This is a genomic window from [Brevibacterium] flavum (assembly GCF_019317305.1).
Taxonomy (GTDB): domain Bacteria; phylum Actinomycetota; class Actinomycetes; order Mycobacteriales; family Mycobacteriaceae; genus Corynebacterium; species Corynebacterium glutamicum.
On the sequence record NZ_CP079240.1, the window covers coordinates 2,721,229 to 2,746,053 of the forward strand.

Here is a 24,825-nt window from a genome sequence, read left to right on the forward strand (position 1 = left end):
AGTACTTTCCCTCTGTGTTCCCGCACTCCCAGGATTTCAGCCCGTGGCAGATCTAGTGCCGTCTTTTGCGTGCCTGGGGCTGGTGCGAGACTTTAGTTTTCCCGGCTCACGCCTGTCGCGGCCAGGATTTAAGCGACCTAGGTGCTCCACTTCGGGGACTTGCAAAAATTCGTCAAAGTATCAAATTTGAAGCCTGAAAGTGGTCGAAAATTTGCGCGGAACTGACTAGATTATGCAAAAATACGTTCGATTTAGGGCTTCACGTGTCCTACATGATCGGATTCTTGATCAGGGATCTCACAGGGGCAAAATCAGGGCTATGCATGCACAATTGATGATGTTTTGTAGGCCTCTCTAACGGCTTCAAACCTCGCTTTACATCCAATCACTCATGAGACAATTCCAGCCTCTTAAAATGCCCCATTTCACTGCAAAAGCCGGCCCGCACAATTAAGTGCAAGGCCGGCTAATTCTTAGAGCAGACAGTTGGGCTTAATAGCCAGGGTGCTCGCCGTTGAGGATCACGCGAGGCTCCCCCTCTTCGCCGTTGCGTACGGTTCCGATTTCCCAGCAGTCAATGTGACGTGCGGTGAGCATTGCCAGGGCGCGGTCGCGGTCCTTTTCAGCAACGACTGCAACCATGCCGACACCCATGTTGAAGGTCTTTTCCATTTCTTCGCGGGAAACCTTGCCCACAGAGGAGATGGTGCGGAAGATTTGGCCTGGGGTCCAAGTTGCTCGGGACATTTCTGCGACGAGTCCTTCTGGGACAACCCGCTCGAGGTTGCCTGCGAGGCCGCCGCCGGTGACGTGGCAGAAGGTGTGAACTTCGCACTCTGCGATCAGTGCCAGGCAGTCCTTGGCGTAGATGCGGGTTGGCTCGAGAAGTTCTTCGCCGAGGGTGCGTCCGAGTTCTTCGATGTGTCCGTCAAGCGCCAGGCCTGCCTTTTCCAGGAGGACGTGGCGAGCCAGGGAGTAACCGTTGGAGTGCAGACCGGAGGAAGCCATGCCGATGAGGACGTCGCCTGCGCGGACGCGGTCTGGTCCTAGCAGTTCATCTGCTTCGACAACGCCGACTGCAGTTGCGGAGACATCGTAGTGGTCTGGTTCCATAACACCTGGGTGTTCTGCGGTTTCGCCACCGAGCAGAGCACAGCCTGCCTGGACACAGCCTTCTGCGATGCCGGAGACGATCTCAGCAACGTGCTCTGGGACAACCTTGCCGATGGCGATGTAGTCCTGGAGGAACAGTGGCTCTGCGCCGGTGACAACGAGGTCATCCACACACATTGCAACAAGGTCGATGCCGATGGTGTCGTGCTTGTCCATCATCTGGGCGATGACAAGCTTGGTGCCGACTCCGTCAGATCCTGCTGCGAGGATTGGCTTCTTGTATTTTCCGAGCTCAAAGAGTCCTGCGAAGCCTCCGAGGTTGCCAAGAACCTCTGGGCGGGTGGCGCGCTTGGCCATTGGTGCAAAGAGTTCGACGGCACGATCGCCGGCTTCGATGTCGACTCCTGCTGCTGCGTATGAAACGCCTTCGGCGGTGGTGTCCTGGTGATCACTCATCGTGTACTTCGCTTCTCCTGCTGGGGTTTGGAACTTATTAGGAACATAACTGTCTAAAAGTGCGCGGGACAACCCCCACGCATACGGGGAGAGCAAAAATGCTCAACCCCTATCGCCTACCGATCTTAACTTGAGGCGGTTGCTTGCATCTTGCTGACTAGGTCTGCGTTGCTGTTTCCCTGTGGCAGACCCATGGGGTATTTGCCGTCGAAGCAGGCGATGCAGAGTTCGTTGGCTGGTTGCTCGGTTGCTGCAACCATGGAGTCGATGGAGACGTAGCCGAGGGTGTCTGCGCCGATTGCGGAGCGGACTGCTTCTACCATTTCTGCTTCGTTGTCACTGGTGACAGCGTTGGCAATGAGTTCGCCTGGGGTGGCAAAATCGATGCCGTAGAAGCATGGCCATTTCACGGGTGGTGAGGCGATGCGTACGTGAACCTCAGCTGCACCGGCTTCGCGCAACATGCGGATCACGGCGCGTTGGGTGTTACCGCGGACGATGGAATCATCCACAACCACAAGGCGCTTTCCGGCGATAACCTCGCGCAATGGGTTCAGCTTGAGGCGGATTCCCAGTTGGCGGAGAGTGTCGGAAGGCTGGATGAAGGTTCGGCCAACGTAGGCGTTTTTGACCATGCCTTGGCCGAATGGGATGCCAGATGCTTGGGCGAATCCAACTGCTGCTGGGGTGCCTGATTCTGGGGTTGGGATGACTAGATCGCCGACTGCTGGTGCTTCTGCAGCGAGCTTGCGGCCGATTTCAAGTCGGGCTTCGTTGACGTTTCTTCCCTTGATCACGGAGTCTGGACGAGCCAGGTAAACGTATTCGAAGACGCAACCTTTGCGGGTTGTCTCGGCAAATCGGGCGGACTTGAGGCCGGATTCGTCGATAGCAATCAGTTCGCCTGGTTCGACCTCGCGCACATGCGAGGCACCTACGATGTCGAGCGCTGCGGTTTCAGATGCGACTACCCAACCGCGCTCGAGGCGGCCGATGGCCAGTGGGCGGATGCCGAATGGATCACGCGCTGCGTACAGGGTGTGTCCGTCGGTGAAGGTGAGGCAGTAGGCTCCCTTGACGCTGGGGAGGAGTTCCTTGGCGGAATCAAAGAGATTATTTCCGTCATGGACGCCGCTTGCGAGCAGCCCAGTGAGCACATCGGTATCTGATGGCTTCTTGGCGGGATCGACGAGGCCAAGTTCGGTGGCTTTGTCCAACAACTCGATGTAATTAATCAGGTTGCCGTTGTGTCCAAGGGCGATATCGGTGCCATCTGGTGCCATGCGGAACATAGGCTGGGCATTTTCCCAGGTGTTTCCGCCGGCGGTGGTGTATCGGGTGTGTCCGATGGCGATGTTTCCGCGGAGGGATTCCAGAACTGGTTCGTCGAAAACTTGGGAGACTAGGCCCAAATCTTTGAAAACCAGGATCTGTTCGCCATCGCCTACTGCGATGCCCGCGGCTTCTTGACCACGGTGCTGAAGTGCGAAGAGGCCAAAGTAGGTAAGTTTCGAGACTTCCTCACCTGGCGCCCAAACGCCGAAAACGCCGCATTCTTCCTGCGGTGCTTGTTCGTTGAGATCATCGTACGGGTGGTTTACCTGCGTCATTCCAGTGGAATGCTCGGTATTTACCATTGAACCAGGGAGCGTGTGCTGATCAAGTAATGCCACAGGTCAAATCGTAGTCTGTCGGTTGCCCAGAAACTAATGAGCATTAGAAAATCTAAAGTTTGACCACTGGTAACCAGTCCGCAATCTCTTTGGCTCGGGTACCTGATGCGCTAATTTTTCCGCTTTCAAATTCTGCATCAAATGTGGTTTGCCCAGTTGCCAAGCGTAACCAGGTCTTGGCGTCGGTCTCCACCACGTTCGGTGGTGTGCCGCGTGTATGTTTTGGCCCCTCTATGCATTGCACCGCAACAAATGGGGGTACCCGCACCTCCACGCTGTTTCCCGGGGCGTCTTGCGCGAGCAGTCGGACGCTCAGGCGAGTTGCGGCGGCAAGTGCCGCACGACCAGGCTTTTCGACGTCTCCCTCCCCTTCAATCCAGTCTTTGACGGCCAATACGGCTTGTCGGGTTTCCAGCGGATCAATCCTCATGAAGCATCAGCCTAGTACGAACCGTTAAAGTGTCCATATGTCTGATAATCCTCGCGAGAATCCTCACCGCTCCCCAGAAGTCGTCCTTCGTTTCATGGCTGCCCCTACTGACGTTTTGATGGCTGGTAGCCATGGCGTTGGCGGTGGCCGAGTCCTGGAATGGATCGATAAGGCTGCTTATGCTTGTGCTACCCAGTGGTCTGGAACCTACTGTGTCACTGCTTATGTTGGTCACATTCACTTCACTCGCCCTATTCCCTCTGGCCACATGGTCGAGGTGCGTTCCCGCATTGCGATGACTGGCCGTTCCTCCATGCACATCGTGAATGAGGTGCTTTCTGCGGATCCTCGCGATGGCAACTACACCCGTGCGTGTGACTGCTTGGTTATTTTCGTGGCGAAGGACACCGCAACTGGTCGCGCTACCCCAGTTCCTTCATTTACCCCTAAGAATGAAGAAGAGCAGCGCGTGTTGGAAGCTGCTAACTCCCGCATCGGGCTGCGCAAGGCTATTGAAGCGGAGATGGAAAAGCAGACTTACAACGGACCTTCCGAGGCCCCTCGTTTGATTACCCGCTTCTTGGCTAAGCCCACTGATATTAACTGGGGTGGCAAGGTCCACGGTGGCACTGCCATGGAATGGATCGATGAGGCGGGTGCTGCGTGCACCATGGAGTGGTCTGGTAACCACACCGTTGCAGTGTATGCCGGTGGTATTCGTTTCTACCAGCCCATTCAGATCGGTGACCTCATTGAGGTGGACGCCCGCATGATGCGTACCGATAAGCGTTCCATGCAGATGTCCATCCACGTCCGTGCCGGTGATGCTCACCGTGGCCGTGCTGAGCTAGAAACCGCTATTCACGCAACGGTTACCTACTTGGGAATTGATGTCGACGGAGAGCCTTTGCCTGCACCACAGTTTGTGCCTCGTACCCCTGAGGATATCCAGTTGGCAGAGCATGCAAACATCCTGAGGGATCTGCGTGCTCATTACACCCCAATGCCGCTGTTCCCGCGCAGGGTTCCACTGCAGATCGACTAGTTAGACCTTAAAAAGCCCCACTTTTTGTTCATTTGTTCATTAAAAGGGGGCTTTTCTTAGTTAACGACAACCATCCAAACTGCAACCAGATGGACAATCGCTGCGATGATCGTGGCAATGTGGAAATGCTCGTGGTAGCCAATCACTCGCGCATTGCGTCCTGGCCATTTGAAGCCGTATACCAACGCCCCGACGCTATAGACGATACCTCCGGCCAGCAGGAGCCACACCACAGTGTGTCCAGCGCCCGACCATAGTTGAGGGATTAGTGGCACAATAAGCCATCCCAGCGCCAGGTACACCAGTACGCTGAGCCATCGCGGATGATTGATCCACACCATGTTCATGACCACGCTGCCTATCGCTCCCGCCCAGGCAATGCTCAACATCCAGATGGCGGTCCCGAGCTCTAAAACGATCAAGCACAGTGGCGTATAGGTTGCTGCGATAAACACCGCGATGGTGGAGTGATCAGCTTTGCGCCACCACGCCACGGTGTGCAATCGACGCCACGGTCCTCGGTGATACGCCGCAGAGACAGCAAACAGTCCCAGCATGGCCAAGGCGTACACCATGACACCTAGCGCCTGCCACCACACCAGTTCCATCCATGCATACGTGGAGAGCACCGAACCTGACACAATACTCAAAATGGCCGCAACCTGGTGGAAGAGGCCACGGGTAACTGGCCGCTCACCGCGATCAAAAACGTAACGTGTCAGTGCGAGAAGCGGTTCATCCGAACTATCTTTTACTTCTGCTCCACTAACGTCATCCTCAATCAGCGGGTCCGCGTCCATATATTCACGATCTTCAGACACTTCACGCTTCTTTCTTCCCTGACTTGTTGTATCCAATCTAGTGGAAGAAAGAGCAAAAGCCGGGCTTCGCGAAAACGAAACCCGGCTTCACAGCAGAAAATTATGCAACTACTGCGTTAGCTCCAACTGCGTGACCGAAGGCCTCAGGCAAAGTGTTGGTCCATGCTTCGCGGAGTTCCTCCACGGAAACAGTGAACTCAACGTCTGCGCCCTTGACAGCGATTACGGCTGAATCGTTGGTGCGGCCCAGCTTGAACACTGGAACACCCAGCTCTGCTGCGCGCTTTTCCAACTCTTCGCCGCGGTTGGTTGCAACCACAATGCGGGAAGCGGACTCAGCAAACAGTGAGGTGAATAGGGATGGGTGGATCTGGGAGAGATCAACATCCATGCCCTTGTCTGCGTGGATCGCAAGCTCTGCGAGGGTCTGGCCAAGGCCGCCCTCAGACAGATCGTGGGATGCAGCAAACAGATCAGAACCGACGAACAGGTCTGCAAGACGCTGCTCGTTGAGCAGGTCAACTACTGGTGGCAGACCATTAAGGCCAGCGCCAGAAACTTGCTGCCAGATGGAACCGCCGAACTCGTCGAAGGTCTCACCCAGGAGGTAGAGATCGTTGTCCTCGGATGGGAGGACGTTGCCGATGCTCTGCTCGACGTTGTCCAAGACTCCCAAAACACCCACGACTGGGGTTGGCAGGATGGGCTCGTCACCAGTCTGGTTGTAGAAGGAGACGTTACCGCCGGACACTGGAATGCCCAGAAGCTTGGATCCGTCTGCCAGACCGTGGACTGCTTCCTTGAACTGCCACATAACACCAGCGTTTTCTGGGGAACCGAAGTTCAGGCAGTTGGTGACAGCCACTGGGCGTGCACCGGTGGAGACCACGTTGCGGTAAGCCTCAGCCAGTGCAAGCTGCGCGCCAGTGTTTGGCTCGAGCTTGGTGTAACGGCCGGATGCGTCGGCGGAGATCGCAACGCCACGGTTGGTCTCTTCGTCGATACGCAAGACGCCAGCATTGGCGTTCTTTGCCTGAACGGTGTTGCCGCGGACGTAGCGGTCGTACTGCTCGGTGATAAACGCGCGGGATGCAAGTGCTGGCGAAGCGACAAGCTTCAGCCAAGCAGCCTTGATCTCTTCAACGTCGACTGGGCGAGCGATCTCGCCTTCGAGCTGCAGTTCGTCCTGGTTCTCAGGGCGAGCAACTGGGCGGTTGTAGACAGGGCCTTCATCGATGGTTGATGGAGGTGCGTCGATAACAACTTCACCGTTGTGAACCACAACGTAGCGGTCCTTCTCGTCGGTAACTTCGCCGATTTCTGCGCAGGTGACATCCCACTTTGCACAGATCTCGAGGAAACGCTCAACGTTTTCAGGGGTAACAACAGCACACATGCGCTCCTGGGACTCGGAAGCCAGGATTTCAGCTGCAGACATGTTCTCTGCGCGCAGTGGGACGTTGTCTAGGTTGACGCGCATGCCGCCGTCGCCTGCGGCTGCCAGCTCAGAGGTTGCACACGCAAGTCCGCCGCCACCGAGGTCCTGAATACCGACCACGACGCCAGCCTTGTACAGCTCGAGGCAGCACTCGATGAGTACCTTCTCTGCGAAAGGATCGCCAACCTGAACAGCCGGGAGCTTGCGCTCTTCGCCTTCTTCGAAGGATGCGGAACCCAGGACGGACACGCCACCGATGCCATCAAGGCCGGTGCGGGAACCGAACAGGATCACCTTGTTGCCGGTGCCGGATGCGAATGCAAGCTTGAGGTCTTCCACCTTGAGGGTACCCACGCACAGTGCGTTGACCAGTGGGTTACCTGCGTAGGAATCGTCGAAGACGGTTTCGCCACCGATGTTTGGCAGGCCGAGGCAGTTGCCGTAGTGGGAAATGCCATCAACAACGCCAGGAAGCACACGCTGAGTGTCTGGGTTGTCCAGTGCACCGAAACGCAGCTGATCCATCACAGCGATTGGGCGCGCGCCCATAGCCATAATGTCGCGGACGATGCCGCCGACGCCGGTCGCAGCACCCTGGTGTGGCTCTACGAAGGATGGGTGGTTGTGAGACTCCACGCGGAAGGTCACGGCGTTGCCATCTCCGATGTCGACCACACCAGCGTTCTCGCCGATGCCGGCAAGAATCTTGGAAGCCATTTCCTCAGTGGTGGTTTCACCGAAGTAACGCAGGTGAACCTTGGAGGACTTGTAGGAGCAGTGCTCCGACCACATGACGGAGTAAACGGTCAGCTCGGCGTCGGTTGGGCGGCGGCCAAGGATTTCCTTGATGCGCGCGTACTCGTCGTCTTTCAGACCAAGAGCCTCAAATGGCTGATCCAGCTCAGGGGTCTTGATTGCGTCTTCGACGGTGTCATTGACAAAAGTGCTCATATTTTGACTCCTCTTAAGCCGCGATGGTGCCAACGGCGGACAGGAACAGCTCCAGGCCATCAATAGATGGGCCGGTTAGCTTTTCGACGGCATGTTCCGGGTGCGGCATGAGACCGACGATGCGACCAGTTTCATTAGTGATACCGGCGATATCGTTGACGGAACCGTTGAAATTATCGGTGTAACGGAACACCACGCGGCCTTCACCCTCAAGCTGGGCGATGGTCTCTGCGTCTGCCTGGAAGCGACCTTCACCGTGCTTTGCAGGAATAAGGATCTGCTGACCCTTTTCCAAAGTGTTGGTCCATGCAGTGGTGTTGTTCTCTACAACGAGGTGTGCGTCTACACAGTGAAAGTGCAGACCCTTATTGCGGGTCAGCGCGCCTGGAAGCAGGCGTGCTTCGGTGAGGATCTGGAAGCCGTTGCAAATGCCCAAGACTGGCATGCCCTTACCGGCCTGCTCAATCACGGACTGCATTACTGGCGCCAGTGCAGAGATTGCACCGGTGCGCAGGTAATCGCCGTAGGAGAATCCACCGGGAACGACAACCGCGTCGACGCCCTTGAGATCCTCGTCAGCGTGCCACAGGCTGATTACTTCTGCACCTGCGATGCGAGCAGCGCGTGCTGCATCTACATCGTCAAGGGTGCCTGGGAAGGTAATGACACCGATTTTGGCGCTCACTTCGCGACCTCAACTCCCACCACATCGAAGTCTTCGATGACGGTGTTTGCGAGGAGGGTTTCAGCAATTTTCTTTAGGTCAGCTTCGGTGACGGAATCATCTACCTCAAGCTCGAAGCGCTTTCCCTGACGGACATCGGAAACGCCAGAAACTCCGATACGTCCGAGGGCGCGGTGTACCGCCTGCCCCTGGGGATCCAGAATCTCAGCCTTAGGCATGACATTGACAACTACACGGGCCACGGTATTTTCCCTTACTCAAGAAATGGGGAGGACAATGTTTTACGAGCACAAGTGTAACTGTTGCCACTGGTCAAACCTAGCCAGCCCTTAGATAGGGAGATTCTCCTCGATTGCTTCCACTACCTCAGCTGCAGATGGTTCCGTCCGAGGAGCAAAGCGCTTAATCGTATTACCTTCTGCATCTACCAGGAATTTCTCAAAATTCCACTCGATTTCGCTACCATCAGTTGCCTCTTTGAGCACCTTGTACAGGGGGTGGGTACCCTCCCCATTCACCTCGGTTTTGCTCAAGAGCGGGAAGGTGACGTTGTACTGATTTTGCGCGAAAGCACACACCTCAGCGTCGGTTCCAGGTTCCTGGCCGTTGAATTGATTGCAGGGCACGCCAATGACAAAGAAGCCTCGATCTTGGTATTCCTCATACAGTTTTTGAAGCCCTTCATACTGTGGCGTGAGTCCGCACTTGGATGCCACGTTCACGATGAGCAAAAGGTGGCCCGCCCAATCCGCCATGGTGGTTTCTGTGCCGTCATTGAGGGTTACGTTGATGTTATGAATAGAAGTCATAATCGCAACCCTAGTTGAGGGGGAGGATTTAGTGCATCATCTAAATAAAGGTCAGCCAATAGGTGAACTTTGGTGAGACCAAAGGTGAACTGCCAGGTCGACCAAATTACTCGCCAAGCAGACTCCGAGAAACACGGGTAATTCATATGGCTTGTATCTAATCCATACTGAACAGAGGACCTCTCCAATGTCTCGCATTTCTGCGCGCACTCTGGCAATCGCACTTGCCGGTGCAACCGCGGCCAGCCTGGCAGTTGTTCCAGCAGCAACAGCTAATCCTGCCGGAACCGCTCCTGTCATCAACGAAATCTACGGAGGCGGTGGAAACAGCGGATCGTTGTTCTCCAACGACTTCATTGAGCTCTACAACCCAACCTCAGGGGACATTTCCCTCGACGGTTGGAGCGTTACCTACTACGCAGCCAACGGTAACTCCGGCGGAACCACAAACCTGACCGGAAACATCCCTGCCAACGGTTACTACCTCATCCAGCAACGCGCAGGCAGCAACAACACCGGCGCTCTGCCTACCCCAGACGCCACCGGTAACTTGGCAATGGGTGCCTCCCAAGGATCAGTTGCACTGACCGACAACTCTGGCCTAACCGCTGACCTTGTCGGATTCGGTGGCACGTCCATGTTTGAAGGAACAGCTGCTGCACCTGAGGCCAGCAACAAATTGTCTGTTCAACGCAAAGAAGTTGGCGTTGACTCTGATAACAACTCCGCAGACTTCGAGACTGGAGCTCCAACTCCAACGTCCTCGGGAGGATCCGCTCCTGTTGACCCAGGCGAGCCAGAAACTCCAGTAAACCCTGGGGAAACAGTCTCCATCGCACAAATCCAAGGAACCGGTCTCGCTACCCCACTCGAGGGTCAGACCGTCACCACCGAAGGTATTGTCACTGCCGTTTACGCAGAAGGTGGCTTCAACGGTTACTACATCCAGACACCTGGATCTGGTACTGCACCAAAGGTTGCTGGCGACGCATCCGACGGCATCTTCGTCTACATGGGAAGCAATGGTTCCTACCCAGAGCTCGGCGCATCTGTCACCGTCACTGGCAAGGCCACCGAACACTACGAGATGACTCAGCTAGGCAACTCCTCCTTCACCGTTTCGGACACCGCATTCGAGCCAGTAACCCCACTCGAACTGGACACCGTTCCTACTGGCGATGACATTCGCGAAGCATACGAAGGCATGCTGCTGAAGCCAACCGGCGCTCACACCGTGACCAACAACTACGCAACCAACACATTCGGTGAAATTGCCCTCGCCCCAGGTAACGAGCCTTTGTACCAGGCCACTCAAATGGTGGCACCGGGAGCCGAAGCGATTGCGTACGAGGCGGAAAACGTCGCAAAGCAAATTACGCTGGATGACGGACGCTCCGGCAACTACACTCGCGGCGACTCCAGCACGCCTATGGCATGGCTTGTGCAGGACGGTGGCGAGACCATCAAGTCCATCCGCACCGGCGACCAGGTGGAATTCCAGGCACCAGTAATCTTCGATTACCGCTACGACCTGTGGAAATTCCAGCCAACCACCCCTGTCACCGGCAACACCGCAAGCTCCGACCTTCCTATCACCTGGGATGACACCCGCGCGGCTGAGCTAGCTTCAATCGATGACGTTGCTGGCGAATTCCACATCGCAAGCTTCAACGTGCTCAACTACTTCACCTCTCTCGGCGAAGATGAACCAGGCTGCAGCGCATACAGGGATATCAACAACACCCCAGTCACCGCCAACAACTGTAACGTCCGTGGCGCTTACACCGAAGAAGCACTCGAAGATCAGCAGAGCAAGATCGTCGAAGCAATCAACCGCCTTGACGTCGATGTTCTTGGACTTGAAGAAATCGAAAACACCGCGACCGTCACCGGCGACGTCTCCCGTCGCGATGACGCACTCAATACCCTCGTCGCAGCACTCAACGAGGCAGTTGGATCCGATCGCTGGGCGGCCGTCGAATCTCCAGAACAATTGGGCACCGATGAAGACTACATCCGCGTCGCCTTCATCTACGACCAAACCACCGTCAAGCCCGTCGGCGAATCCCGAATCTTCGACGACGCAGCCTTCACCGGCACCGCACGCCAGCCACTCGCACAGGAATTCCAGCCACTCAACGACGGCGAGAAATCCTTCGTCGGCGTAGTCAACCACTTCAAGTCCAAGGGCTCTGTCACTCGTGGCGACGCTGACACCGGCGACGGCCAAGGCAACAACGCCAACGTTCGCGTCGCACAGGCACAGGCACTCATCGACCACCTGGAAAACCAGGACGACTGGGCATCCAAGCCAATCTTCATCCTCGGCGACACCAACTCCTACGCCAAGGAAACCGCGATGACCACCCTTTACGGCGCTGGCTACACCAACATCGCCACCGAATTCGACGCTGGCTACAGCTACCAATTCTCCGGCCGCATCGGCACCCTCGACCACGCACTCGGCAACGAAGCAGCCATGAAGCACGTCGTCGACGCCGAGGTCTGGGACATCAACGCTGACGAAGCAATCGCATTCGAATACTCCCGTCGACTCAACAACACCTCCGACGTATTCGAGAACAACGTCTTCCGCTCCTCCGACCACGACCCAATCAAGGTCGGATTCAACCTCAGCGAGACCACAGAGCCAACTGATCCTGAAGAAACAACCGATCCAACTACCCCTGCTGAGCCAACCGACCCTGCAGAGCCAACCGATCCTGCAGAGCCAACCGATCCTGCAGAGCCAACCGACCCTGCAGAACCTACAGATCCAGCAGAGCCAACTGACCCTGCAGAGCCAACTGACCCTGCAGAGCCAACTGACCCTGCAGAACCTACTGATCCAGCTGAACCAACTGACCCTGAGGAAACGAAGAAGCCAGAGAACCCAAAGAACCCTGGTTCCTCCAACGGAAGCTCCCAATACGCCACCATTGCAGCAATCATCGCAGCAATCCTAGGTGCCATTGCTTTGGCCTTCCAGTTCTTCCCATTCAAGTTCTAATTAACTCTTAGGGAGTAATCCCCTGCCCTCGCATTACGCGAGTGCAGGGGATTCTGCATTTCGGGGCCTCCGCGTTCCTGCGTCTTGAAAACAGCGATTTAAGAGGTCGTGTTTTCAGAATGCCTATCACCATGGGGAGGGTGCCTTGAGGCGCTTAGAAGCGAATCTGAGAGGGCACTTCTTGCAGGGTCTGGCTCTAAATTTGGATAGTTTCCGTGGCAACCAGTGGCGACCAGACAGGCGTGACAAGATTGGCGAAAAAGTCAAAGTTTTGGCACGTGTGTCCGGTTTCCAGTGGTTCAAACCAAACAAGCGTGACAAAAATCTGACATCTTGCAAGATTTTGTCACGCCTGTCTGGTCCCTCCCAATTGAGTGCTCCGAACTGCCCCGAACCTCCCCAACTAGGCCAGTTGTGCGGCCGCCTGAGAATACGTTTGCACCTGAGCACCCAAATCCAAGGCAGCTAATGCAGCTTCCCGGAAGTCAGCTGCGACTTTAGGGTTGGTGAGATTTCGCGCCGATGCGGACAAGCGCACTGTATTTCCTTTTTCCGCTCCACGAGTGACAGCCTTGATGACATTCTTGCGCCACCATTTTGCAGCACCAAAACCTTCACCCACGGAGAGGTTTCTACACGCCAAGAATTCGCCGGTGTCGAGGTTATGTAATCCCCTGGTCGAGGCGGCGACGTTGAAATCAAATTCGGGGAGTACCGCGAAAGTACCCTCTGACATTCTCCAACGAGGTGGGGCGAAGATTTGGAATTCGAAGCCAATTTTCTGCATTTGCCTAATGGCACCGGTGAGACGTAGACGTGCTTCGTGCCGTTCAAGGTTGGCGAATTCTGAGCGACGTCCCTGAACTGCTTGGTCGAAACCGTTGAGGATGAGTTCGTGGCCGCGTTCGCGTTGTTGTTCCATCCACGCGAGGGTCCCTTTGTCTTTGGCGAGACGCCAGTCCCCATCGATGCGGGGTGCGACAAGTAATGAGACCTCGATGCCGTCGGCTCGCAGGTCTGAAATGAGCCTGTCAGCCGCCGATCGGGTCTGGTCGAAAATACTAGAAACTGAAACAAGAAGACGGCCGGACATGCATTGTATTGTCGCATGTCCGGCCGTTGTCGTCCTGTTGAAAACTAGTGGTCTTCCTCTAACTCCACAAATGGAGATTTTCCATTCAAAACGTCATGGACTTGGTTCATGTCCACGGTGCCAGTCCACTTGCCGACCAGCAGTGTTGCCACGGAGTTTCCGGCGAAGTTGGTTAGTGCGCGGGCTTCAGACATGAATTTATCGATGCCCACAATCACGTCAACGCCGTGCAGAAGTTCTGGGCGGTGTGAAGACAATCCGGCAGCCAGAGTTGCGATACCTGCACCCGAGACACCAGCAGCGCCCTTGGATGCGATGATCATGAAGACAAGAAGACCGACCTGCTCGCCGAGGCTCATCGGCATATTCATCGCGTCGGCAATGAAGATAGATGCCATGGTGAGGTAAATTGCGGTGCCGTCCAAATTGAAGGAATAGCCGGTTGGGACCACGATTCCGACGGTTGGTTTAGCCACACCGATGTGTTCCATCTTGCGCATGAGGTTTGGCAAGGCAGATTCAGAGGATGAGGTAGCAAAGATCAGCAGGAATTCCTTGGCAAGGTACTTGACCAGCTTGAAGATGTTCACGCCGGTGAACACCTTCAGTACGGCGCCCAGCACACCAAAGATGAAGATCACGCAGGTGACGTAAAAGGCGAGGATCAAAATACCGAGCTGAACAACGGCATCAAAGCCTGTTTCGCCAACGACGCCGGCCATTGCACCGAATGCACCGACTGGGGCGAGCCACAGAATCCAGTTCAAAATCTTGAAGATGAGCTTCTGCAGATGGGATACGAAATCAAGGATGGGCTGTCCCTTTTCCCCCATCGACTGAGCTGCAAAGCCCACGAGGATGGCGATGAACAGTACCTGCAGCACCGAACCATCAGTAAATGCAGAGAAGAACGTTTCAGGGATGATCGAGTGGATGAATCCCAAGAGTCCTTCAGGGCTGCTCTCTGTGGATGCGAATGAAGATTCTTCATCAACTGAGATGTTCAGTCCGCTACCTGGCTGGATGAAGTTACCGACTAGCAGGCCAACTGCGAGTGCGAATGTGGACATCGTGATGAAGTACGCAAGGGCGATGCCACCAGCGCGTCCGACTGTTGCCGCTGCCTTGACTGAACCGATTCCGATGACGATGGTGCAGAAAATAACTGGAGCGATAATCATCTTGATCAAGGACACAAACATGGTGCCCAAAATCTTGAATTCTTTGCCCAACTCCGGTGAAATCAGGCCTAGGGTAATACCGCCAATCAATGCGATAATGACCGCAATGTAGAGCCAGTGAGTGCGATCCTTCTTCGGCGGCTTTTGAACTTTAATGTGTTCGTTTTTGACCTCAACACTTGAAGATTCTGTGTTTGAATCCATGAACTTCCTCTTCGACCTTTTTGGGGATTCGCCAAAAAACGGCCACCTTATGATGGTCGAAATTTAACGTGGTGTGATCGCTGCCGACGAAGCTTAAATTGCTATCCGCGGACGATTCGGAAAATTATGAAAAACTTTTTCCTGTGACGCAAAAAGCAGATTTCATGACTCCCCTCACAGAAAATTAATATTACCTTTTGTGTTCGCATGTCAGGGCAAGAAAACAGCCCAAACTTCTCCGCTCGTACCCAAACCCCCGAAAAAGAATAAATCACCCCCGCTAAAGTCGCCGAGGGTGATTTAAAGTTCGCTAGTCGAACAAGTTTTATTCGGTCACACCGGTTGCTTGGTTGATCAACCAGCCGTACTCAAATGCAGTCTCACGCCACTTTTCGTAGCGTCCTGACACACCGCCGTGTCCGGCAACCATTTCAGTTTTCAGAAGGAATTCTCCACCGGTTGCAGTCGCCCGAAGCTGCGCTACCCATTTGGCTGGTTCGACGTACAACACTCGGGTGTCGTTGAGCGATGTTACGGCCAAGATATTGGGATAGTTCTTTGCCTCGATGTTTTCATATGGGGCATACGACGCCATGTATTCATAGACGTCCTTATCGTGGAGTGGATCGCCCCACTCATCCCATTCGATAACCGTCAGTGGCAGTTCCGGCATGAGCATGGAGGTCAGCGGATCGACGAATGGCACGTTGGCTTCGATCGCCTTGAAGCGGTCACCGGCCATGTTGGCGATGGCACCCATGAGCATGCCACCAGCTGAACCGCCCTCTGCGACCAACATGTCAGGTGCAGAAATCTTCTGCGCAATGAGGGCGTCGGCAACATCAATGAAGTCGGTGAAGGTATTTTTCTTGGTGGTGGTTTTACCATTGTCGTACCAGCCACGACCCATTTCGCCACCGCCACGGACGTGAGCAATCGCGAAAATCATGCCACGATCCATCAGCGACAAACGTGCGATAGAGAAGCCTGGATCAATGGATGATTCGTAGGAACCATAGCCGTAGAGCAACGTGGGGTTGGGCTTGGATACATCCAGGTCGGTGCGGTGCACCAAGGACACTGGAATCTGCGCGCCATCTTTCGCAGTGACCCACAATCGGGAGGCCACATAGTCTGACGGGTTGTATCCGCCGAGCACTTCCTGCTGCTTCAGCAGCGTGCGTTCGCCGGATTCAATCCAGTAGTTAAACAGCTGCGCCGGGGTGGTGAATGATCCGTAAGAAAGGCGAATGACGGGCGCGTCCCATTCTGGGTTTCCGCCCGATGCGACGGTGTAGATTTCCTCGTCAAATTCCAGCTGTTGGAATTCGCCGAAGGTTCCGTCGATAAGCTTCATGATCGCGACCTGGCCGATCGCGCCGGACCTGTAGCCCAGGATGATGAAATCGCGGTAGGTATCGACGCCCTCAATGCGCACGTCATCCTTGTGCGCGACGAGTGGCGTCAGCGCGTCCAGAGAATTTAGCTTATCGACGCCAGCCCACCCCACCGAAAAGTTCGGGCCCTCGGCGTTGTGTGTGACCAACCAAATATCGGAGCCGTCTACGACTGCATGATCGACGTCGTATTCCACACCCTCCGCGCGCGGAATCAGCACCTCAGGGGTGCCCTCTGGCTGGTCGAAAGGAAGCACGCGGACTTCAGAGGTGATCTTGGAGGCGCAACCAAAAAGGATGAACTTTTCTGAACGAGTGGTGCCCACCCACGTGGAATAGCGTTCATCAGGCTCGTGGTACACCAGAACGTCTTCTTCAACCGGGGTACCCACCTTGTGGCGCCACACAGTATCTGGACGCCACGCATCATCGACGCGCTGGTAGAAGAGGTACTCCTCCCCCACCCAAGTAGCGCCGTAGAAAATTCCAGTCAGGGTATCAGGAAGCAGCTCGCCAGTTTCTAGATCCTTGATGCGCAACGTGAAGCGCTCTTCACCCGTGACATCGGTGGAATACGCAAGGTAGCGGCCAGAGGTGGTGACAGATGATGCACCCATGGAGAAGAATTCGTGGCCTTCTGCCAACTCGTTGGCATCCATGATGATGGTTTCACCCTGCGCTGGCTCACCCTCAGGGATAACAGGAGGGGTCCATGCATCCGACCCTTCAGTCACTGGAATGCGGCAGGAATAGCCGTAGCTCTTGCCTTCTTCAGTGCGAGAGTAATACCAGTACTTTCCGGCACGCACTGGGATAGACATGTCGGTTTCTTTAACGCGTGACTTAATCTCTTCGTAGATGTTGTCCCGCAGTGTGGCTAGCTGTTCAGTCTCCTGCTTGGTGAACGCATTCTCCGCCTCCAGGTAGTCCAAGGTTTCTTGGGATTCTTTATCCCTCAGCCATTCATAGTTGTCTACGAAATCAATACCGTGGTGGGTTCGGGTGATGGGATGGATTGGTGCTTGCGGAGCGTTTAGGCGTTCAGACATAACCCCCGATCTTAGTCACGCACATCTTCTGCACGCTCGTGTGTTCGCCATTGGCGACATTCTGATTTTCATACCCGAAACAGAAGAACCCGGATTCATTTAAGAATCCGGGTTTAGGGAAAATCAAGCAGCTTAGACGCAAGAACCAATCCACTGGCAGAACTTCTGACCAGAAATCAGCTCGTAGGCCTCGATGTAGCGCTCGCGGGTTGCCTCAACAACGGAACCTGGCAAAGCTGGTGGCTCCAAGCCGGAATCCTTGTCCCAGCCAGATTTAGGGCCGGTGAGCCAGTTGCGCACGAATTGCTTATCAAAGCTTGGTTGCACAGATCCTGCTTCATAGCCTTCCAAAGGCCAGTAGCGGGAGGAATCTGGGGTAAGGACTTCATCACCAAGCACGAGGGTGCCATCTTCATCGATGCCGAACTCAAATTTGGTGTCGGCAAGGATGACGCCACGGTCACGGGCGATCTCAGCAGCAGCCTTGTAAATAGCAATAGAGGCATCGCGCAACTGGTTCGCACGAGCTTCGCCGAGACGTTCTTCAACAACGTCAAAGGAGACATTGATGTCGTGGTCGCCGATGTCAGCCTTGGTGGCTGGGGTAAAGATTGGCTCAGGCAGCTGAGAAGATTCAACGAGGCCTTCTGGGAGCTCAACTCCACACACGGAGCTGGTCTGCTTGTATTCAACAAGTCCAGAGCCAGTGAGGTATCCACGAACCACGCATTCAAAAGGAAGCATGTTGAGTTTCTTGCACACCATTGCTCGTCCCAAAACTTCTTCTGGGATACGTGGATCATCAGCTGGACCCGCAAGGTGATTAGGAAAATCGATGGTGTCGAAGAAGAACTGGCTCATCGCAGTGAGCACTCGACCCTTGTCTGGAATTTCGGTATCGAGGATGAAATCGTATGCAGAGATACGATCGGAAGCCACCATGAGGATGTGCTTGTCGTCGATCTCGTAGATCTCACGGACCTTGCCTGCCGACAGGTGCTTGTACTGGGAGAGTTCAGGACGCATGATAGGCAAGTCTAGACCCCTCGGGTGTGTTCGGAAAATTTTAGCATTCACCGCTGGTTTCACCGCTGCTTTTCTTGCGATTTTGGCCCATTCATCGAAATCGTTTTGTTTACCTAAAAGACATTTTGAAGCTGACAGTTTATTCGAACAAAGATTAAGAGAACCTTGGGGCCGTACAGCTAAAAAGCAGATATTGAAATACAAAAAAAGACAGACACTCGCTCATGGTGAGTGTCCGTCTTAAGGTCTCTTGGCTAGTAACACTAGCCAGACCTAGTTGCCAGCGATCCCAGAGGATCGCAATCGACTAGGAAGAGAAGTTCTCGATGGAGTCGAAGACGCCCTGCGCACCATTGAAAACGGACGCAACGAGGCCCTTAACGCCGTCGAAGATTGCCTGGAAGATGTCGAATACAGAGTCCATTTTGGTCTCTCTTTCTATTTTTCGCCAGGCTCTTGCTGCCTGACTGGGATGACTCAAGTGTGGCCCATAATGCCCCTCGACCGCAACCTCGCCACCAAGAAATCAATCATTTTTGAACACTGTTCAGTAAGGGTCATTTAGATACCTTTAAGGGCAATGCAATTTTATTCACCGTAAAAAAATTATTAAATTTTTTTCGAAAATGGCCAATTTTAGTCGTTTCCATCCCCGCCAATGTTGTTTTTAAGACACCTAAAAGACACCTTTCGGAACCTTCATTGGAGCCGTAATTCGAGCTGCACAAATGCTTTAGGTGCAAAAAATGGGGCTCGAGGCCCCATTTTCTCACTGCGATCCAGCGGTAAACCCGCGTGAACGCCGTTAAAAACCTTTAAAGAATCTCACCTGGTCGGTAGTCTGCGGCGCCGGGGTGGGCGTCGACAAGCACCTGAATGCGGTCGAGCACACGGGAGACCTGGGACTCAGCGGCACCGATGAAGGCGTGGCGGTCAGCCAGCGCTGCTGCAAGGTCAGCTTCGGTCATTGGCAGGCGATCATCAGCAGCCAAACGCTGGATAAGGTCCTGGTCACCGCCGTTTTCGCGCATGTTGAGGGCAACGGCGACAGCGTTTTCCTTGATTACTTCGTGTGCGGTTTCGCGGCCCACGCCTGCGCGCACAGCGGCCATGAGGATACGGGTAGTTGCCAGGAATGGCAGGTAACGCTCAAGTTCGCGCTCGATCATGGCAGGGAATGCACCGAATTCATCCAGAACTGTCAGGAAAGTTTCAAACATTCCGTCAATCGCGAAGAATGCGTCTGGCAGTGCAACGCGGCGGATCACGGAGCAGAAGACATCGCCTTCGTTCCACTGCTGGCCGGAGAGATCCGCAACCATGGTGAGGTATCCGCGAAGAATAACCTGCAGACCGCCCACGCGCTCACAGGAGCGAGCGTTCATCTTATGAGGCATTGCAGAGGAACCGACCTGTCCCTCCTTAAAACCTTCGGTAACAGTTTCGGTGCCGGCCATGAGACGAATGGTGTGGGACAGCGATGATGGGCCGGAGCCAAGCTGAACCAGAGCAGATACTGCATCGAAGTCAAGGGAACGTGGGTAGACCTGGCCGACGGAGTCGAAGACGCGATCAAAGCCGAGGTGTGCTGCGATGCGGGTTTCCAGATCGGAGAGACGAGCCTCGTCGCCTTCCATGAGGTCAAGCATGTCTTGGGCGGTTCCCATTGGGCCCTTGATTCCGCGAAGTGGGTAACGGTTGAGCAGTTCGGTGACGCGCTCAAGTGCCACGAGCATTTCATCAGCTGCGGTTGCGAAACGCTTGCCCAAGGTAGTTGCCTGCGCTGCCACGTTGTGGGAACGGCCAGCCATGACCAGGCTTTGGTACTGCGCTGCGCGGGATCCGATAGCTGCAACAACTGCAATGCCCTTGTTGCGGACCAGCTCAAGGGAGCGGTGGATCTGCAGCTGCTCAACATTTTCGGTGAGGTCGCGGGAGGTCATGCCCTTGTGGATGTGCTCATGGCCAGCCAGTGCATTGAATTCTTCGATGCGGGCCTTCACATCGTGGCGGGTGACGCGCTCACGATCGGCGATGCTGGCCAAATCAACCTGGTCGATCACTGCTTCATAGGCTTCAATTGCCTCGGCAGGGATCTCAACTCCCAGATCTTTCTGGGCTTTCATCACGGCGATCCAGAGCTGGCGCTCCATGATGATCTTCTCTTCGGCACTCCACAGGTTAGAAAGTTCCGCGGAGGCGTAACGGTTCGACAGGACGTTTGCGATCTTCTTTTTATCAGCCACGCAAATTATTATTCCCCACGAACCGAAACTAACCTAGTCGCTTCTATTTTTTGATGAATTCTCCGATTTTGCGCACACCTTCAATGGTGTCTTCCTTCGATGCGCACAGGCTCAAACGAATCCACTTGTGGCCTTCCTCAGGATCAAAATCAACACCCGGCGCGACGGCCACACCCGCTTCATCGAGCAAACGCAACGCCCATTCCTCGGAATCATCGGTGTATGCAGAAACATCGACCCACAAATACAGGCCGCCATCCGGGTCGGCGAAAGTGCCAAGCCCGATTTCAGGGAGCTTATCGACGAACACCTCCCGGGCCTCGCGATACGCTTCAACGTGGGCATCAAGTTCGGCCCCAGCCTCCAAAGTGAAGGCTGCGCGTCCCGCAGCCTGCCCGATGGCAGGAGCACACAAGGAAAGAGAAGCCTGCAGGTTTTCAATCGGTGTGACCAGCTCATCTGGAACGATGATCCAACCCACGCGCCAACCCGTCATGGAGAAGTACTTGGACAAGGTACCCACCACGATGGCGTTCTTGGAAAACTGATGCGCAGTTGCCAGCGGACGACCAAAGCTCATGCCGTGGTAGTCCTCATCAGAGATAAGAACAGCATCATTGTCATCGCACCACTTGGCGATGCGCTCTAGTTCTTCCGGATCAATGATGGTGCCCGTTGGGTTTCCTGGGCTGGTGACAATAACAGCCTTCGGCTTGTGTGGCAGTTCCTCCAACATCTGAGCGGTTGGCTGGAAACGAGTCTCTGCAGTACAGCGCAGGTTCAGAACCTTCGCCCCCAAAGATTCCAAAATATTGCGATATGCCGGGTACCCCGGGGTAGGCATTGCCACATAATCCCCGTGATCCAAGGTGGCGATAAACGATGCCACGAATCCACCTGAAGAACCGGTGGTGACAATAACATTGTCAGGGTTGGTGTCTACGTCATAAGTAGCAGAGTGCCAATCGGCGATGCGTTCACGGAACTCACGATCACCAATCACCTCGGTGTATCCCAAAGGACCCGAGCGAAGAGCGATCTCTGCTTCTTCGATGACTGCTTCTGGCGCACCAGTTGACGGCTGGCCAGCGCAGAACATAATGGTGTCTTTGCCTTCGCGCCTGCGACGGTGGACTCGGTCCAACATCTGCATGACGCGAAACGGCTGAACATTGCTTCTAGTGCTTGGCTTCATAAGAGACAAGCCTATCTGCGTACTGCTTTTAGATCGAGATACGACCCTCTAATGCAGCCAATGCGATATCGCTGCGGTAGTGGCTTCCCTCAAGTTCAATGTCCTTGATGGTGGTGTACGCGTTATCACGTGCAGCCTCCAGGGTCTCACCAACACCGATCACGTTAAGAACACGACCGCCCGCAGAGACCAGCTCGCCTTCAGCATTGAGTGCGGTACCAGCGTGAAGGACGTTATCTGCATCAGCATTGCGGATGACATCACCAGTGCGAGGTGCCTCTGGGTAGTTGTAAGAAGCCAACACCACGGTCAAGGCGTAAGCATCCTCCCACTCCAGTGCTGGCTGTTCTGCCAAAGTTCCAGTAGCAACTGCGTTGAGCAGTACGGCCAGAGGAGTCTTCAGTAGTGCCAGTACAGCCTGGGTTTCAGGATCTCCGAAGCGGCAGTTGAACTCCACTACCGCAGGGCCTTCTGCACCCCATGCGATACCTGCATAAAGCAGACCGGAGTACGCGCAACCACGTGCCACCATCTCACGAGCAACAGGAACGCAGACCTCATCGACAATGCGCTGGACGCCATCTTCAGGCAGCCAAGGAAGCGGCGCATATGCACCCATGCCACCAGTGTTTGGGCCCTCATCGTTGTCGTACGCACGCTTGTGATCCTGCGCTGGCAGCAAAGGAACCACAGTCTCGCCATCAACCAGGCAGAACAGGGAAACCTCAGGGCCATCAAGGAAGGACTCCAGCAAAACTGGATTTCCGCCCTCAAGCACTGCATCTACGTGAGCACGTGCTGCTGCACGATCGGGGGTAACCACAACACCCTTGCCCGCAGCCAAACCATCATCCTTCACAACCCAGGTTGGGCCGAAACGATCGATGGCAGCATCAATATCTTCAGAAGACGCACCAGGAGTAATAGCCTCAGCATGAGCAGTACGAACACCCTGCGCAGCCATGACATCCTTAGCGAAAGCCTTGGAGCCCTCGATACGAGCAGCGTCCTTGTTAGGGCCAAACACAGCGATACCCGCCGCGCGAAGTGCATCAGCAACACCCGCAACCAAAGGGATCTCTGGGCCGATAACAACCAGATCAGAGTTCAGTTCTTTAGCCAACGCAGTGACAGCCTCTGGATCATCAGCTTTGATGCCAGGGTGGACAGTTGCGATCGATCCAAGACCAGCGTTACCTGGGGCAACGTGGAGTTCAGTGGTTGCAGGGTCAGTTGACAGTCCACGGAGGAGGGCGTGCTCACGGGCGCCCGAGCCGATTACCAGAATGCGCATGGTTGCACAGTTTATCCTGCAAAACTTGATCCAAGCTATTCCAGTATTCTTGGCGGTTCGGAAATGGTTGAAAGTGGCGTCGAAAGCGCCTTAAAATGACCGGCTCACCTGCATCATTTTATGCAACCTCAATTTGGTTGCACGCCAAGTAGTAGTCTGTGCATATGGCTTCTGTATTCACGAAAATTATTAATGGCGAGCTCCCCGGCCGATTTGTGTATCGTTCCGAGAATGTCGTGGCTTTTCTATCCATCGAACCCCTCACCTATGGCCACACCCTAGTCGTACCCGTTGCAGAAGTTGACCGCTGGACCGACCTTCCTCAGGAAATCTGGAGCGAAGTAAACGAGGCCTCCCAGCTCATCGGAAATGCAATCCGCACAGCATTCGACGCCCCTCGATGTGGTTACATCATCGCAGGATTCGATGTTCCCCACACTCACATCCACCTCTTCCCCACCGACAAAATGGCCGATTACGATTTCCGCAACGCCATGGCCGCAGACGCCACCGACCCTGCAAAAATGGATGAAGCCTCAGAGAAGATCCGCGAAGCTTTGAACGGTCTGGTCTAGTTCTTGTAGTTCTAATTGCTTTATTAAGAAAAACCCACCCCTTTGCTTGGCTTTGGGGTGAGTTTTTGCGATCTGGGTGGGTCGATTGCGGAAAACCAAACCAGGTGACTGAAAACTTCCCGCACCGACATTTTCGGTCACCTGGTTTGGTTCTCGGGATTAAAAACCGTCCTATATGGCCAAGTATCAGGAATACATGCGGATCTTGGTCACCTGGTCTGTTTTTGAAAACTCGAAGGCCCAAACCCCAAAAATCATGACCAGCCAGAATCGTTTCTAAGCGCCTTAAACCTCGATAGCTATACAAGTAGTCATTCCAGATTCTCGACCGCTTAAAACAGCACTAACTGGATTTAATTCCCCTGAATAGGAACTGCGGAGTCGACTCATGCCCTGGTGAGAGGCCAAATCGTTGGTCAAGTTCAGCCAGCCCCTCAATGGGTGTCAATGTGACTTCTTTGAGGCCAGCGTTGTGGAAAAGCTCTGCGAAATTGTGTCCAGTGGAGGTCGTTGACATGGGAAGATTCCTCAAAAATTCCGGGGTATAGGTCTCTACGAAAGCACTCGGACCATCCACTGAATCTACTTCCGTGCCAGCATCAATGCCCTTCGGATACCAAGCCGCATCTACGCACGCAATAACCCCACCAGGTTTTAGCAAAGACACCCAACGATTAATCGCTGCCTGGGGATCCAGCAGAGTCCACAATACATACCGGCTGGTTATCGCATCAAAAGAGCCTTCCCGGAACTCGGGATCATGCGCATCCCCGACCTGAAAAATGGCAGTCGCCCGACCCGTCGACCTGCGAAGACCATTCTCCTGCGTAGCTTGATTGATCATTTCCTCAGAACCATCAACGCCGATTGTTTCGTATCCGCAATCGCTTAGAAGGTGGGTGACGTAACCAGAGCCGCAGCCAAGATCGAGAACCTTTACCGCTTCTTCCGACACGATGGGCAAAGCCTTCGACCACACCTTTTCCCAGATGGGGCGTTCAAATTGTGCGCGCTCGCTTTGGGTTTGGTTGAGGTGATAAGCCTCTGCCCTGCCACTCCAATAATTGTTGAGGATGTTTTGTAATTCAGGTGATGTCACGGATTTTTCAGCCCAATCAGGAATACGTCATTTCA

General features: G+C 54.6%; 19 protein-coding genes. 3 read left to right on the forward strand and 16 right to left on the reverse strand.

Annotated elements, in window-relative coordinates; genetic code table 11:
* Window positions 1-492 precede the first annotated feature (492 nt).
* From purM to KW808_RS13320, 3 genes are all read right to left on the reverse strand, one after another.
* A complete protein-coding gene (gene purM, locus KW808_RS13310; protein WP_003863129.1) occupies window positions 493-1,569 on the reverse strand; it encodes a phosphoribosylformylglycinamidine cyclo-ligase in 1,077 nt (358 codons plus the stop codon).
* Between the two features lie 125 nt (window positions 1,570-1,694).
* A complete protein-coding gene (purF, locus tag KW808_RS13315) occupies window positions 1,695-3,179 on the reverse strand; it encodes an amidophosphoribosyltransferase (RefSeq protein ID WP_162176046.1) in 1,485 nt (494 codons plus the stop codon).
* 115 nt (window positions 3,180-3,294) lie between these two features.
* The gene (locus tag KW808_RS13320) at window positions 3,295-3,672 is read right to left on the reverse strand and encodes a sterol carrier family protein (RefSeq protein WP_003863125.1); all 378 of its coding nucleotides are present in this window, start codon (window positions 3,670-3,672) and stop codon (window positions 3,295-3,297) included.
* 37 nt (window positions 3,673-3,709) lie between these two features.
* Here KW808_RS13320 and KW808_RS13325 point away from each other — a divergent pair, with 37 nt between their 5' ends.
* A complete protein-coding gene (locus KW808_RS13325) occupies window positions 3,710-4,717 on the forward strand; it encodes an acyl-CoA thioesterase (RefSeq protein ID WP_003863123.1) in 1,008 nt (335 codons plus the stop codon).
* Between the two features lie 56 nt (window positions 4,718-4,773).
* Here the strand turns inward: KW808_RS13325 and trhA are convergent, their stop codons facing one another.
* From trhA to KW808_RS13350, 5 genes are all read right to left on the reverse strand, one after another.
* Window positions 4,774-5,538, reverse strand: a complete 765-nt coding sequence (gene trhA, locus KW808_RS13330) for a PAQR family membrane homeostasis protein TrhA (protein ID WP_003854018.1) — start codon at window positions 5,536-5,538, stop codon at window positions 4,774-4,776.
* 100 nt (window positions 5,539-5,638) lie between these two features.
* A complete protein-coding gene (purL, locus tag KW808_RS13335) occupies window positions 5,639-7,927 on the reverse strand; it encodes a phosphoribosylformylglycinamidine synthase subunit PurL (protein ID WP_003863120.1) in 2,289 nt (762 codons plus the stop codon).
* Between the two features lie 13 nt (window positions 7,928-7,940).
* Window positions 7,941-8,612 (reverse strand): phosphoribosylformylglycinamidine synthase subunit PurQ, encoded by a 672-nt coding sequence (gene purQ, locus KW808_RS13340; RefSeq protein ID WP_003863118.1) that lies wholly within the window; start codon window positions 8,610-8,612, stop codon window positions 7,941-7,943.
* Window positions 8,609-8,854, reverse strand: coding sequence for a phosphoribosylformylglycinamidine synthase subunit PurS (gene purS / locus KW808_RS13345; RefSeq protein WP_003854010.1), 246 nt, complete (start codon window positions 8,852-8,854; stop codon window positions 8,609-8,611). The genes purQ and purS overlap by 4 nt, the downstream gene beginning before the upstream one ends.
* A gap of 87 nt (window positions 8,855-8,941) precedes the next feature.
* The gene (locus KW808_RS13350; RefSeq protein ID WP_003863116.1) at window positions 8,942-9,421 is read right to left on the reverse strand and encodes a glutathione peroxidase; all 480 of its coding nucleotides are present in this window, start codon (window positions 9,419-9,421) and stop codon (window positions 8,942-8,944) included.
* Window positions 9,422-9,608: 187 nt separating this feature from the next.
* Here KW808_RS13350 and KW808_RS13355 point away from each other — a divergent pair, with 187 nt between their 5' ends.
* Window positions 9,609-12,431 carry an endonuclease/exonuclease/phosphatase family protein gene (locus KW808_RS13355; protein WP_003863114.1) on the forward strand — a complete coding sequence of 941 codons (2,823 nt, stop codon included), beginning with the start codon at window positions 9,609-9,611 and terminating at the stop codon, window positions 12,429-12,431.
* 403 nt (window positions 12,432-12,834) lie between these two features.
* On the opposite strand, the gene KW808_RS13360 is transcribed toward KW808_RS13355, so the two are convergent.
* The 7 genes from KW808_RS13360 to purD form a co-directional block, all read right to left on the reverse strand.
* On the reverse strand, window positions 12,835-13,524 hold the full coding sequence (locus tag KW808_RS13360) for a DUF2334 domain-containing protein (RefSeq protein ID WP_003854006.1): 690 nt from the start codon (window positions 13,522-13,524) through the stop codon (window positions 12,835-12,837).
* Between the two features lie 44 nt (window positions 13,525-13,568).
* A complete protein-coding gene (locus tag KW808_RS13365) occupies window positions 13,569-14,909 on the reverse strand; it encodes a C4-dicarboxylate transporter DctA (protein WP_003863112.1) in 1,341 nt (446 codons plus the stop codon).
* Between the two features lie 325 nt (window positions 14,910-15,234).
* Window positions 15,235-17,355: a S9 family peptidase gene (locus KW808_RS13370; RefSeq protein ID WP_003863111.1), complete on the reverse strand. Its 2,121-nt coding sequence runs from the start codon at window positions 17,353-17,355 to the stop codon at window positions 15,235-15,237.
* Window positions 17,356-17,487: 132 nt separating this feature from the next.
* Entirely contained in the window at window positions 17,488-18,381 is an 894-nt protein-coding gene (locus KW808_RS13375; RefSeq protein ID WP_003863110.1) for a phosphoribosylaminoimidazolesuccinocarboxamide synthase, read from the reverse strand.
* A gap of 815 nt (window positions 18,382-19,196) precedes the next feature.
* The gene (gene purB, locus KW808_RS13380) at window positions 19,197-20,636 is read right to left on the reverse strand and encodes an adenylosuccinate lyase (protein ID WP_170844396.1); all 1,440 of its coding nucleotides are present in this window, start codon (window positions 20,634-20,636) and stop codon (window positions 19,197-19,199) included.
* Between the two features lie 34 nt (window positions 20,637-20,670).
* On the reverse strand, window positions 20,671-21,780 hold the full coding sequence (locus KW808_RS13385; RefSeq protein ID WP_003863106.1) for a pyridoxal phosphate-dependent aminotransferase: 1,110 nt from the start codon (window positions 21,778-21,780) through the stop codon (window positions 20,671-20,673).
* A gap of 70 nt (window positions 21,781-21,850) precedes the next feature.
* The gene (gene purD / locus KW808_RS13390) at window positions 21,851-23,116 is read right to left on the reverse strand and encodes a phosphoribosylamine--glycine ligase (protein WP_003863105.1); all 1,266 of its coding nucleotides are present in this window, start codon (window positions 23,114-23,116) and stop codon (window positions 21,851-21,853) included.
* Window positions 23,117-23,280: 164 nt separating this feature from the next.
* Between purD and KW808_RS13395 the strand changes: the two genes are divergently transcribed.
* Window positions 23,281-23,691, forward strand: a complete 411-nt coding sequence (locus KW808_RS13395) for an HIT family protein (RefSeq protein ID WP_003863104.1) — start codon at window positions 23,281-23,283, stop codon at window positions 23,689-23,691.
* A 343-nt stretch (window positions 23,692-24,034) separates the two neighbouring features.
* On the opposite strand, the gene KW808_RS13400 is transcribed toward KW808_RS13395, so the two are convergent.
* Window positions 24,035-24,790: a class I SAM-dependent methyltransferase gene (locus tag KW808_RS13400; RefSeq protein WP_003863102.1), complete on the reverse strand. Its 756-nt coding sequence runs from the start codon at window positions 24,788-24,790 to the stop codon at window positions 24,035-24,037.
* Window positions 24,791-24,825: the final 35 nt, after the last annotated feature.